15 protein-coding genes are annotated in these 12,964 nt (G+C 37.9%); 2 read left to right on the top strand and 13 right to left on the bottom strand.

The window, feature by feature from the left end; all coding sequences use genetic code 11:
• Positions 1–13 precede the first annotated feature (13 nt).
• From IGJ14_RS05315 to IGJ14_RS05300, 4 genes are all read right to left on the bottom strand, one after another.
• A complete protein-coding gene (locus IGJ14_RS05315) occupies positions 14–781 on the bottom strand; it encodes a ribonuclease HII (protein ID WP_430608372.1) in 768 nt (255 codons plus the stop codon).
• Entirely contained in the window at positions 774–1,634 is an 861-nt protein-coding gene (gene ylqF / locus IGJ14_RS05310) for a ribosome biogenesis GTPase YlqF (RefSeq protein WP_019723735.1), read from the bottom strand. Before ylqF ends, IGJ14_RS05315 begins: the two co-directional genes overlap by 8 nt.
• 120 nt (positions 1,635–1,754) lie before the next feature.
• Positions 1,755–2,531: an aminoglycoside phosphotransferase family protein gene (locus tag IGJ14_RS05305; RefSeq protein ID WP_019723736.1), complete on the bottom strand. Its 777-nt coding sequence runs from the start codon at positions 2,529–2,531 to the stop codon at positions 1,755–1,757.
• A 677-nt stretch (positions 2,532–3,208) separates the two neighbouring features.
• Positions 3,209–3,853: a helix-turn-helix domain-containing protein gene (locus IGJ14_RS05300; RefSeq protein WP_019723737.1), complete on the bottom strand. Its 645-nt coding sequence runs from the start codon at positions 3,851–3,853 to the stop codon at positions 3,209–3,211.
• A 212-nt stretch (positions 3,854–4,065) separates the two neighbouring features.
• On the opposite strand from IGJ14_RS05300, the gene IGJ14_RS05295 reads away from it, so the two are divergent.
• A complete protein-coding gene (locus IGJ14_RS05295) occupies positions 4,066–4,533 on the top strand; it encodes a hypothetical protein (protein ID WP_019724587.1) in 468 nt (155 codons plus the stop codon).
• A gap of 88 nt (positions 4,534–4,621) precedes the next feature.
• Complete coding sequence (locus IGJ14_RS05290) at positions 4,622–5,020, top strand: VOC family protein (protein WP_010735749.1); 399 nt, start codon at positions 4,622–4,624, stop codon at positions 5,018–5,020.
• Between the two features lie 52 nt (positions 5,021–5,072).
• Here IGJ14_RS05290 and lepB read toward each other — a convergent pair whose 3' ends face one another.
• From lepB to IGJ14_RS05245, 9 genes are all read right to left on the bottom strand, one after another.
• Positions 5,073–5,624, bottom strand: a complete 552-nt coding sequence (lepB, locus tag IGJ14_RS05285) for a signal peptidase I (RefSeq protein ID WP_065096573.1) — start codon at positions 5,622–5,624, stop codon at positions 5,073–5,075.
• A 248-nt stretch (positions 5,625–5,872) separates the two neighbouring features.
• Positions 5,873–6,100, bottom strand: coding sequence for a YozE family protein (locus IGJ14_RS05280; protein ID WP_019723629.1), 228 nt, complete (start codon positions 6,098–6,100; stop codon positions 5,873–5,875).
• On the bottom strand, positions 6,097–6,615 hold the full coding sequence (gene msrA / locus IGJ14_RS05275; RefSeq protein WP_019723628.1) for a peptide-methionine (S)-S-oxide reductase MsrA: 519 nt from the start codon (positions 6,613–6,615) through the stop codon (positions 6,097–6,099). Before msrA ends, IGJ14_RS05280 begins: the two co-directional genes overlap by 4 nt.
• A gap of 32 nt (positions 6,616–6,647) precedes the next feature.
• The gene (locus tag IGJ14_RS05270; protein WP_010735753.1) at positions 6,648–7,304 is read right to left on the bottom strand and encodes a YpmS family protein; all 657 of its coding nucleotides are present in this window, start codon (positions 7,302–7,304) and stop codon (positions 6,648–6,650) included.
• Positions 7,297–8,193 carry an SGNH/GDSL hydrolase family protein gene (locus IGJ14_RS05265; RefSeq protein WP_019723627.1) on the bottom strand — a complete coding sequence of 299 codons (897 nt, stop codon included), beginning with the start codon at positions 8,191–8,193 and terminating at the stop codon, positions 7,297–7,299. The genes IGJ14_RS05270 and IGJ14_RS05265 overlap by 8 nt, the downstream gene beginning before the upstream one ends.
• Positions 8,194–8,435: 242 nt before the next feature.
• Positions 8,436–9,278 carry a DegV family protein gene (locus tag IGJ14_RS05260; protein ID WP_010735755.1) on the bottom strand — a complete coding sequence of 281 codons (843 nt, stop codon included), beginning with the start codon at positions 9,276–9,278 and terminating at the stop codon, positions 8,436–8,438.
• Positions 9,279–9,543: 265 nt separating this feature from the next.
• On the bottom strand, positions 9,544–10,056 hold the full coding sequence (locus IGJ14_RS05255) for a dihydrofolate reductase (RefSeq protein ID WP_019723626.1): 513 nt from the start codon (positions 10,054–10,056) through the stop codon (positions 9,544–9,546).
• Positions 10,057–10,070: 14 nt separating this feature from the next.
• On the bottom strand, positions 10,071–11,018 hold the full coding sequence (locus tag IGJ14_RS05250) for a thymidylate synthase (RefSeq protein WP_019723625.1): 948 nt from the start codon (positions 11,016–11,018) through the stop codon (positions 10,071–10,073).
• 10 nt (positions 11,019–11,028) lie between these two features.
• Complete coding sequence (locus IGJ14_RS05245; RefSeq protein ID WP_010735758.1) at positions 11,029–12,915, bottom strand: ABC-F family ATP-binding cassette domain-containing protein; 1,887 nt, start codon at positions 12,913–12,915, stop codon at positions 11,029–11,031.
• Positions 12,916–12,964: the final 49 nt, after the last annotated feature.

Raw genomic sequence — 12,964 nt, 5'->3', positions numbered from 1 at the left:
AGTGGCGCATCGCTTATGATAAATATTGTTTGACTGGTGCAAAACTTTTACGATGGATTGGCGTGATGCCATGTTGTGTTAATCCTAACAGGTGTTCTTTTGTTCCATAACCTGCATTCTTGGCAAAACCATAGCCAGGATATTGTAACTCGTATTCGTTCATCAAACGGTCACGATAGACTTTTGCAATGATACTTGCAGCAGCAATCGAAATTGAACGGGCATCTCCTTTGATCAATTTATTTTGTGCAATCGGCAGATCTAAAGTCATCGCATCAATCAATAAATACTTAGGTTCTGGTGTCAATTCTTTAACAGCTTCACACATCGCTAATTTACTTGCTTCGTAAATATTGACACGATCGATCGTCTGCTCATCGATCACACCAATCCCGATGGAGAGGGCTTTTTCTTGAATCTGTTCATACAGTTCTTCACGTTTTTTTTCAGATAATTGCTTGGAATCGTTCAATCCGTAAATCTCTACACCTTTAGGTAAAATAACAGCTGCGGCTACAACAGGGCCAGCCAAGGGGCCTCTTCCTACCTCGTCGATCCCTGCAATCAGGTCATACCCTTGAGCGTATCCTTCATTTTCGTAGAAGGACATCGTCTCATATTTTTCACGAAGCAAAGCTTCATTTGCTAAGCGTTTTTCAAAAGAGCTTAACGCTTGTTGGACACCTTTTCTTGTGTCTAATCTTAGTTGTGTGACTATCGGATCATCAAGCGTTGTGAGTTGTTTCAGTTTTTCTTTGATACTTTGGATCGATTCACTCATGAGTAGTCTCTTCCATTTCTTCACATCGATCTAAAGTATAGCGACCAAGTTTCCCTTGGCGGATATCAAAAACGACTAGCTCGCTCCCACGGTCATAATCTTGGCGATACCCTCTCCGTTCCGTGATCGTCATCAATAACTCAGGTGCAACTTGTTGCTCTTCTTCTATTGATAGTCCATAACGTTCACTGATTTTATTAGGGTAGTAACGGGCAAAGAAATCTAAGCCGTAAATTGCTAGATCATCAAGGTGTACCAATTGGTCTTTGATTGCACCAGTCAAGGCTAGTTTTTTACCGATTTCTTCATCTTCAAACTTAGGCCATAAAATACCAGGTGTATCTAATAGTTCTAATTCACTTCCTAAACGAAGCCATTGTTGCCCTTTCGTTACCCCAGGCTTATTCCCTGTTTGTGCAATCTTTTTGCCCACTAAACGATTCATCAATGTCGATTTTCCTACATTAGGAATTCCTAGGACCATCGCGCGGATTGCTCGAGGTTTGATGCCACGAGCTGCGTCTCTTTCGCGTTTTTCTTTCAGTGCTTCTTTTGCCGCAGGGATCAACGCTTTGATTCCTTTACTTTCTTGAGCGGTGATTGCTAAGGCTTGATGTCCTTGCTTTTTAAAGTATTGTTGCCATAATTTTGTTTGTTGCGGATCCGCTAGATCAGCTTTATTCAATAAAACAAGTCTTGGTTTTTGTTGGATGATTTGATCTAACATTGGATTACGTGAAGACAAAGGTAGTCGTGCATCAACTAACTCAAAGACGATATCAACATATTTCATCTTTTCTGAAACTTCACGTCTAGCTTTCGCCATATGTCCTGGGAACCATTGAATAGTCATTGGTGTTTCCTCCTCTAAAACTTAAAATCTAAAAAAGTTGCTCTTTACTTATACAATACTTGAATGAACTACACTTCTAGGAGTATACAAGAAAAAAACTAAAAATCAAACGGCTTATTCTCAAGTTTCTTCATTTTGCAACTTTCTAAGAATTTTTTTCTCATTGTCGAGCAACCATTGAATATCTTGCTCATATTTTTTTAGATGGCCTTCTTGTATATTTTTTTGAAAATTTGCTTCTCCGCGACTCGCTGCTTTAGTGATGAAGTCCATCATATAAGAAAGTCGCTCGATCATCGTAGGAATCAAATTTGGATACTCGGACTCATCTAGTCTGTATGCTTCAATAAATTTTTTTAAACGATGACACGTTTCATCCGTGATTGGATCTCCTTGATTCATCTCTAAAGGTACCCAGCGATAGGCGGCATAGCTTACATCCCAGATTCTTGATCCTGGTGTGATCGTGTCAAAATCAATGATACCAATGGCTATACCATTTTTCGTTGTCACATTGTATGGCGCAAAATCATTGTGACACATTACCTCACGCTCTCCGAACGAATGTAGCATCCACGGTTCTGTGCCACTTAAAGAAGTAAGGTATCCTTGATTCTGGTCATGGAAATCTCTTAACAACCGACCTGCTGAACAAATGGCACTGTCCGTCAACAATTGAAGAGGCAAAGGATAATCATAGACCTCACCTGCGAGATAAGATACCACTTCATTTCCTTGCTCATCATAGCCTAGTGGTTCTGGCACATAAGTTACACCTTGGTTCCTGAGGTAACTTAAAAATTTTTGGACCTCCTCCGACCAGACTTTCTTAGGACGAATCACTTGCTCTTCTTGGGTCACTACACCGTCTCTTCCTTTTGGTTTCTTTTCGATCATCTAGCTCCTCGCTTTCGACTCTTTTCTTCAGTTTACCATATCGCTTCCACCTCATGTTCTAAAAATGGAAAGAGAGACATCCGTTCAATAAGCAGGTTTCTATTTGTTAAAGTCAATCAAGGAGAATGTTGGCTATCCTAGAAATATTTACCATTGAAACAAGTCTTCTATTTTATAGTTATCTCAGAACGTGTACCGACATATGATGCGAAACTCTGGAGAAGTGAATCCATGCTTATTCAGATCGTAAACTGGACAAAAATATTTGATGCGGAGGGAATACCTTAACAGAGTAAACTCCTTTGTCCGATCTAGCCACAAGAGGAATACTTCATATTTCTGATTCCTAACCGATCTTTTGACATACATCATGAGTCAGTTTTAGGAAAAGTCAAACGATCAATCAGCCAACGTTAGAAAGCAATCAATGTAAAAAAGAACTTGCATAGTAATGAAAAAAGTAAGCTCCGTAAAACAATCGACTGAACGATTCGTTTCATGAAGCTTACTTTTTAACCTGATCCGACTCGAAGTATACAGCTCGTTGACAAGAAGATTCACCTGATTTCTAAAAGTTTTTTAGAAGATTTTTATTTTGCCACACTTAACTTCACTAACCATAGAACTCCTTCATTTGTCCTCATACAGCTATTTTTGACTACTTCTTGCAATACGCTTTATTTTTTATAATTCACACTGATTTTATTCACTTTTGTAAACATATCTAAATCTACTTCAATCAGTCCATCATGTACTAATTTCCGCTGATTGACATCAGAATCAGCAGTCTTATATAAATCAAGGTTTACAAATCCTTCTTGATTACTTCCGTCAACATAGTAGCCAACATATTCACTGTCTTTAGGTATAGTAAAAAGAACAGTCATTTTCTTGTCTTTGAGGGTAATATCTTTGATGTCTTCTTTGTTAAAGAGCGCTACCTCTTCTGAATCGGCGTTTTCAACTGCATTCAAGACAATCGTCGGTTGCTTAGAAAATGAAAAAAATAAAAGCGACATGACTGAAACAATCGAACAAAGTGCTACTGCATAAAACAATTTTCCTCGCTTTTTTTTCTGATTCACCGCCATTTCTTTAGTAGTATCAATCATCGTCTCAGTCATAGTAGAATTTTCCAATAGTTCGTCTAAAGACACACCTAAGCTGGTCGATATTTCCACTAGTGTATGTATGTCTGGGTAATTTCTGCCGATTTCCCAATTAGAAATAGCTGAACGACTAACATTTAATCTCTTTGCCAATTCTTCCTGTGTAATTCCTGCTTGATGCCTTTTTTCTTTTAATATTTTACCAAAATCCACAACATCGCCTCCTTATTCTATCTCTCATTATAACCATTTCATAAAAGAACTTAAAAGCGAATTATTGAAACGAATCGATATATTTCCGATTATTCGATGTCACAATCTGTGACACCTTGTAAAACAAGGATTCTTGCTATTGAAAATGTGAAACAAAACACTTATTATCAAGAGGTGAACGTTCACTAAAAAATAACAAAAAAGGAGTACTTATGAAAAAATTATTTTTGTTCTCTACTATTTTCTTATTATTTGGTTTGTCCACTCCACAACAGTCAGTAGATGCAGATCAATTAAGTGTTGAAGCCACAAATACAGAAGCAAGTTTAATCAACTTGACCCCTTCATTGATCAGAGGAGCCAATGTGCCAACGGCAAACTGGAACGTAGCTTCGTCAGGACGTTGTTCAATATCTGGCACTTATAGTGGCAAATATTATTTATATTCTAACTACAATATATTAGGAAGAAATACGTATAATTATTACTTCCACAATCAAGGTCGTGGAACCTTAGAAATTCGAATGAGAAATTCAGTCAACCATGCCGTCTTAAAAACACATTTCGTTCCAGCGAACTCTACGATTTCTAGTACTCTTAGTATGACAGATCAAAGTTCAAGATTTTATTACGAATTTTATAGTACTGTCGATTATACTTTTAGCGGATACGTCCAATAAAATAAAAAATTCTTCCCCAAGCTAAATACTTTGACAACGCTTACCGACGAGCGCATGATAGAGGAAAATTGAAAGGAGCTGTAGCAAGGTGAACACAATGGTTTTTGTCAATTTCCCTGTGCAAGATGTTGGTCGCTCGGTCGAATTCTATACAAAATTAGGATTCAAACAAAATAAAGAATTTTCAACTGAGGAAGCAAGCGCAATGGTTTGGGATGACACATTTTGGGTGATGCTCTTGACACATGACTTTTACAAAAAATTCTTGAAAAACAAAGAAATCGCAGACACAAAAAAAATGAGCGGTGCACTGATTGCTTTTAGTTTAGCAAATGCTGCAGAAGTCAAACGTTTTGGTGAAATTGCAAAAGAAAATGGTGGTAGCTACCATACAGTCGAGATGGGAATACCGGAAGAAGAAATGTATTCTCTTGAAGTACAAGATCCTGATGGAAACACATTGGAACCAATGTGGATGAAAATATAATCAAAAAAAGAAGACTTTCCAACATGTTGCTATTGGGAAGTCTTCTTTTATTTTACCTGATCCATTTGATTTCATTTAATGGGTAATACACAAATCTCGCTTTTCCTAAAATTTCATCTCTAGATATTGTTCCAAATGAACGACTATCTTTTGACACACGACGATTATCCCCCAAAACAAAATAGCTATCTTCAGGTAATTCTGTATATCCTGTCAACTCTTCCAAGGTAAAATCGGTAGTATAAGGTGCATTTTCATGGTCCGAACGGATATTTTTACTTAAATAAGGTTCTTCGACTGGCTGGCCGTTGATTTTTAGTTGGTCCTTTTCATAACTAATAGTTTCTCCCGGTAGACCAATGACTCTCTTGATATAGATCGTGCCATCTGAAAGTTGGAAAACGACTACATCAAATCTTCTGATTTCAGAGAATTTTTCCATAACGACCATATCACCTTGCTTAAGGACATTCTCCATCGAGTTTCCTTCCACTGGTACTGGGATCAATATAAATCCCCGTAAAATAAATGCAATCACTATGGAACAAAGTAAAAATTTAATAAATAACCAAAAACGGTCAATATAACGCTGCTTTTTTGTCAAAGCCCATCAATCCATCCCTCGTAAAATCTTAACCTATTATCCTCATTATATAGAATAACTACAGAAAAAGCGAATGGTTCAATAATCATTTACAGATAGACGCGAAAAAAGACGGACATACGTACGATGCTTTAGAAATAATTGAATAGGCCAAAATCACTGTATCAAATAGGACTATTCAAAAATATTGTCTAAGCAGTACTTGTCTCGTCTTTTTTAAGTCATACCCTTCATACCAGATCCATTGTTCAGGCGAGATGATTATTCTCTAGATAATGATCCCAAGCTGTATCAAAGATATCCATAGAGGGCAAATAATCAACATTCATTTCTAAATAATCAGAGATTTCTTCATAACTCGTACTATGTTTTGGAAACTGGATATCTTTTCCAGCTTCGGTTGCAAACGTTGATAACGCATCGGAAGATTTCCCTCCACGAAGAGTCATCAGATAGTGATAGAAGCTGCGATTCATTGATTTCCCTCCCAATTGTCAGCAATAAATGCCGCACGACGCGCATGATTACGCTCAAAGTTCTCAGGATTTTTTTTGTAGTAATCTTGATGTTCATCTTCTGCTAAATAGAAGGTCTCCGCTGGCTCAATCGTCGTAACGATGGGATCACTAAAGCGACCACTTGCTGCAAGTTGTTGTTTGCTTTTTTCAGCTTTTTGACGTTGTTCTTCTGTAGTATAAAAAATCACAGGTCGGTAATTGTCGCCTCGGTCTTCAAATTGACCAAAAGCGTCTGTAGGATCTGTTTGTTGCCAATAAAGCTCAAGTAATGCCTCGTATGAGATCAATTCAGGATCATACAAGATTTCTACTGCTTCAGTATGTCCTGTTGTTTTGGCTTTCACTTGTTCATACGTTGGATTTGGCACATGACCTCCAGTATAACCGGACATGATCGTGTGGATGCCAGGTAATGTGTCAAAAGGCTGGATCATGCACCAAAAACAACCTCCTGCAAATATTGCTCGTTCCATTGTTGATTCCTCCCTTACTCTCGAGATATCACTTAATTAGTACTAGATTCGGTCGTTTCTTCCGTCGTTGAGGAATCTTTTGGTAAATACAAACTAAAGCGAATATCATCGTTGACTAAATCAATTTTGTCCGCTTTAATGTACATTCCATTTTGCATACGGAATTGGTCTAATCGTAACATGATCGTTAAATCGTCTGTATTGATCTCGATCCATTCAGGTAGTTTGTAATTTCGCTTGATCATATTCATCACATCTTTGATCGGCAGATTCAATGTGCCAATCGACAAGCTTTTTGCTTTTAATTGAACATTGCCATTTTCCATCACATAAGGATCAAAATACAAGTAAAAATCAATGGGAAATCCTAACACTTCAAACGTCCCATTAAGCAATGCTTCATTTTCTAAATAAAATTTGTACTTGATATCTTGTCCTTCTTGGAAATCTGTCAAGAAAAAGCTGATCAGTTGGTTGACTTTTTCTTTTTGAGTATTGATCGTCAATACTGGATCGCCTTGTCTTTCTGTAATCGCTGGTACTTCTGGCAAATCAGGTTCACGATTGGCGAATATCCGCGTACCCAAGAAAATCGTCGAACCAATGATCAGGCCTAATAAAATCAGAAATGCGTATTTCCAGTAATTATGTCTTTTGTTTTTTACAACTGTTGAACTACGTTTATCCATCCTTGTTTCCCTCCTTGACCAGCCATTTTTCATGCGTTTCGATCAATTGATCTCTCACAGCGTTAGCCATCAATTGATAGCCTAAGTTATTAGGATGAAAATGATCTTCTTCATATAACACATTATTTTTCGTCCCGGTCGAACTATCACTAGAAGCTGACTGATCAGTAGCTTCCGTAATTCCGACCTCTTGATTTAATCCTTGATACAATAGATCATTGATCGGGATAAAATAGCTATTTTCTGCTTCATTTACTACTTGCTGTGTTCCTTCATTCCAGTTATCCACAATCGTTTGCATATCCGTGATCTCAGGGAAGTTCAAATAAAATGGATTGTATATCCCTAAAATATAGATAGGTACCTCTTTATTTAACCCTCGTATCTCTTCGATGATGGCTTGGACGTTTTCTTGATACTTCTTGATTGGTTTATTGAATGAACGGATACTGATACCAAAAAGGTTATTTTGGATCACTTTCATTAAATCATTCCCACCAACAGTCAAGGTAATAATGTCTGCGGTTTCGATATTCTTTTGGATTTCTTCATTGCTTTTCAATCTTTTTAATATTTGATCACTTCGTTCGCCATTTACACCATAGTTTTCCATTTCAATGGCTGTCAACCCGTATCTTTCTTTTATGTCATTTGCGACTAACGGAACAAAACCACCTTGTTTCGTCTGGTCGCCTACTCCTTCAGTCAATGAATCGCCAATTGCTACATAGTGTAACTTTTCCTTTTGATTGCTTTCAGAAGTAACCGATGCTGCCGGTTTTAACAAAGGCTGTGCTTTCGGCACGCTCAAAGAGAGCCCGACAAAGAGAAGAACTGCAGTGAACAAAGGGATCAAAACAAGCAACCACTGTTGTTTCATTCGTTTCATTGTTTCACCTCTAGACCATGATTGTTTCTTATATTACCAAAATTCCAATTAAAAAAATAGCCCTTTTCTGAAAAAAAGAAAGAGGCTGTTTCTCATCTGCTAAAGGAAGTGGAGCATCTCAAAATGTCTTTTCCTCCTCACTTCCTTATGCTAGTAGCACTTGAACGAAAAAAGACAGATCACAAAGAACACGTTTATTTGTCTTCACATGATCTGTCCTTCTATTCCTTATTTTACATTCATCAATCGGTATAATACATGATTGCAAAAGCATTTTCCCCTGTATGGGTAGCAATCACCGGATTTGTATGCAATACTGGGATGTCCATATCAGGAAACAATTGTTTCAAGCCTTCTTCAAACTCTCGAGCAAGCTCTGTGGCACCTGCATGTGAGATACCGATCTGGCGAACGTTCGGTAGAGCCTTCAGTTCTTTCTTCAAGCCATCGAACCACTTGTCGAAAGTCTTTTTCCCACGACCTTTTGTCACAGGAATCAGCTCTGAATGAGCAAAGTTCATCACCACACGAATGTTTAACATACTTGATAGTAAACCAGTTGCACGACTGATTCTTCCACCTTTTACTAAGTTATCCAATGTGGAGATACCGATATAAAGTTTTGTATTATTTTTGATCTTCTCGATTTCAGCAAGGATCTCTTCTGCTGATTTACCTTCCTTGGCCATTTCAGCCGCACGAATCACTTGGAAAGATAAACCTTGGTCAGTCGTATCACTATCAATGACTGTGACGTTTGTTTTCGTTAAGTTGCTTGCTTGTCTTGCAGCTTCAACCGTTCCACTTAACCCTTTCGTCATATGGATGGAAATCACTTCACTACCATCTTGTCCTAATTCATCATACGTTGAAATGAATTCGCCGATCGGCGGTTGACTTGTTTTAGGTAATGATTTTGATTTAGCCATCATTTCCATGAATTTCTCTCCGCCTAGTTGATCGTCATCAGGATATACAACGCCATCGATCATAATTGATAATGGCATAACATGAATATTCAAATGATCTCGTACTGCTTTTTCCATTGTACAAGAAGAATCTGTTACTATTTTTACGTTTGTCATTATTTCACACTCTTTCTTTCACAAAGTGCCTAGCATTTTTCAGGCAGGTCCACTTTCAGTATACCAAAGAACTTCTGTTTTTTCATCAAATTCAGTTATAAACAAAATTTTTAAAATAAATGTTTGTTATGATAACATGGTTCTACTCAGTTTTCTTTATCTGTTCTACTTTTTTGATGGAACGACAAAATAAGCAGAAGAAACCTGAATGATAAAAAATCCATTTCGGTTTCTTCCGCTTTGAATCTTTAGGTTCAACGAGACATTATATCTCTTCTGTTGTGTGTTCTTCTTTACGTTTATACGTCTCAAACTGATGTGCATAACTATTTTTTCCATCTATTTCTCCCGGACTGATATTGATCAATGACCATGCTTGCCAGTCTACAGCAGGAAAATACGTATCTCCTTCGAAAGAGTGATGGATCACCGTACGATACAAAATTGTGCAGTAAGGTAAAAATTCTTCATAGATTGCTGACCCTCCAGCAACAAATAAAATTCCATCTGCTTCTTTTTCATAAGCCAATACTTCATTGACATCATGCATCACTAGTACGCCCTCGGCTGTAAACTCACGGTCTCTTGTCAAAACAATCGTTTGACGATTAGGTAGTGGCTTACCGCCCATCCCCATAAATGTTTTTCGTCCCATGATCAATACATTCGCTTCAGTCATTTGCTTAAAAAATTTCAAATCATTCGGCAAATGCCAAGGAAGTCTATCTTCTTTTCCGATCAGGCCATTTTCATCTTGTGCCCAGATTGCAGCGAACATTTTCTCATCCTTTCTTAGACCGCGATAGGTGCCTTTATTGAAGGATGCGGCTCATATCCTTCAACTTTGATATCATCCATTTCAAAATCAAACACAGAGTTTTTTTCTGTATTCAATACTAGTTTCGGAAATGGACGAACTTCACGAGACAATTGTTCTTTCATTTGTTCTACGTGATTTGAGTAAAGATGCGCATCGCCTAAAGTATGGATAAATTCACCAACTTCTAATCCCGTTTCATGGGCAATCAGATGTGTCAATAAAGCATAGCTAGCAATATTGAACGGGACACCTAAAAACACGTCAGCACTTCTTTGATACAGCTGACAACTTAGTTTATTGTCATTCACATAGAATTGAAACATCGTGTGACAAGGAGGCAAAGCCATACTTGGTACATCTTCTGGATTCCAAGCTGAGACGATCAGTCGTCTTGAATCAGGTGTTTGCTTGATAGCTTCGATCACTTCTTTGATTTGATCGATGAAACTACCTTCTTTGGTTTCCCAATGACGCCATTGATAGCCATAAATATGACCAAGATCTCCATGTTTTTCTGCAAATTCTTCATCTGCCACTATCTTTTCACAGAATTTCTTGCTTTCTTCTTGATAGACTTTATTGAATTCTGGATCAGTCAAACTACGATGGCCAAAATTTGTCATATCCGGCCCATGATAGTCCTCACTTTTGATATACCGTTCAAATGCCCATTCATCCCAAATATGGTTATTATTTTGTAAAAGATAACGGATATTCGTGTCTCCTTTTAAAAACCATAATAATTCGCTTTTGATCAAACCAAAAGGTACACGTTTTGTCGTCAATAACGGAAAGCCTTTTTGCAGGTCAAATCGCATTTGATAACCGAATAAACTAAATGTTCCTGTTCCCGTACGATCACCTTTTACATGTCCTTCAGATAACAACTTTTTCCCTAGATCAAGATATGCTTGCTCCATCTTTTCCCTCCTAATTATCTGCCCATTCACTTAGATATTCCCAACGTGACATTTTTTCTTCCAGCAGTTCCTCAGTTGTGGTTACTTCTTTTTGTAATTCTTGCAATCGTGTGAAATCATCCCCTTGATGATTCATCTCCTCTTGCAATTCATCCAAACGATTCTCTAGTTCCGCAATCTCATCTTCGATTGTTGCCCATTCTTTCTGTTCCATATAAGAAAGCTTTTTCTTTGGCTCAGATTTTTTTTCTTCTATCTTAGCTTTGACTTTTTCTGGTTGAATCTGTTGATCTTCTTTGCGTTTGGCTAAATAGCTAGACATATCGCCATAATAAAGCTCTTGTTTGCCATCTCCTAGAAAAACTAACAGTTTATCAACTACCTTATCTAAGAAATAACGGTCATGAGAAACGGTGATCACCGCTCCAGGGAATGTCCGGAAATAATCTTCCAAGATCGTTAAAGTAGCGATATCTAAGTCATTGGTTGGCTCATCCAGCAATAGAACATTTGGTTGCTGGATCAATAATTTGAGTAAATATAAACGACGCTTTTCCCCACCAGATAGTTTACGGATCAGTGTTCCGTGCATGAATCTAGGAAACAAGAACCGCTCCAAAAGTTCTGCGACACCGATTTGCGTTCCATCCGCAGTTTGGACTTCTTCTGCCGCTTCTTGCAGATAAGCAATCATTCGTTTGTCCGGAGACATTTTTTCATTTTCCTGTGTATAGTAAGCTAATCGAACAGTTTCGCCAATCGTATAGATGCCACTATCTAAGGATAATTTCCCTGCTAAGATATTTAACAACGTTGACTTTCCAGCACCGTTCTCTCCAGTGATTCCTAGACGCTCTCTTGATTGGATCAATAGATCCAAGTGTTGGAGCAAAGGTTTTCCTTCAATCGAATACGAGCCATCCTTAATCTCGATCACTTTTTTACCTAAACGTTGTGTCGCGATATTGAGTTCGATATCCGTATCATGATTGACTTGATATAAGTTTTCTTTTAAATCTTCAAAGCGATTGATACGTGCTTGCTGTTTCGTCCCACGAGCTTGTACTCCCGCTCGCATCCAAGAAAGCTCCTGCTTATACAGGCGTTTACGCTTTTCTTCTTGTTCGACTTCGACACGATCTCGCTCGGCTTTTTCAATAAGATAAGCTTCATAATTGCCTTTATATTCATAAAGATTCCCAAAGGCAAGTTCAAAGATCCGATTCGTGACACGATCTAAGAAATAACGATCATGGGTAACCATCAATAAGGCACCACGATATTGTTTCAAGTAAGATTCCAACCATTCGATCGCTGCATAATCTAAGTGGTTTGTCGGCTCGTCAAGTAATAAAAGATCAGGTTCATCGATCAAAACCTGTGCTAAGCTGACACGTTTTTTTTGTCCACCCGAAAGCTCACCGATTTTCTTTTCTAATTGGCTGATCCCTAGTTTTTGCAAAATGATCTTGGCATTTGTATCCGTCGTCCAAGCGTCCTCTTTATTCATTCGCTCTTCTGCCAATGCGTAGCGTTTTTGGACTGCTTCATCATCGCCATTTTCAGCTAATGCAATCAAGGCTTCCTCATAGAGTCGTACAGTCTGAATCAATGGACTATTCCCTTGAAAAACAGCTTGTAAGACCGTATCATTTTCTGCAAATGAATCGGTTTGTGATAAATAACCGATACGGTAATCATTCGGATAAAAAACTGTCTGCTGATCACCATCTCCACTGTCAAGTCCAGCGATGATATTCAAAAGACTTGTTTTACCAGTTCCATTGGTTCCAATCAAACCGATGCGATCATGTTCATGGATCAAAAAGGAGATCTGATTAAATAATTCTTTTTCTCCATATGTTTTTTTGAGGTCAGTTATTTTTAGCTCTTTCACCAGCACTCCCCCCTTATCTTGGATATTGTAACATAAAACAATTGTTTAA

The sequence above is a fragment of the Enterococcus sp. DIV1304_2 genome (genome assembly GCF_050555445.1).
Lineage (GTDB): Bacteria > Bacillota > Bacilli > Lactobacillales > Enterococcaceae > Enterococcus_B > Enterococcus_B pernyi.
Note: the sequence above shows the minus strand (reverse complement) of the source record. Positions and strands in the feature narration are given on the sequence as shown.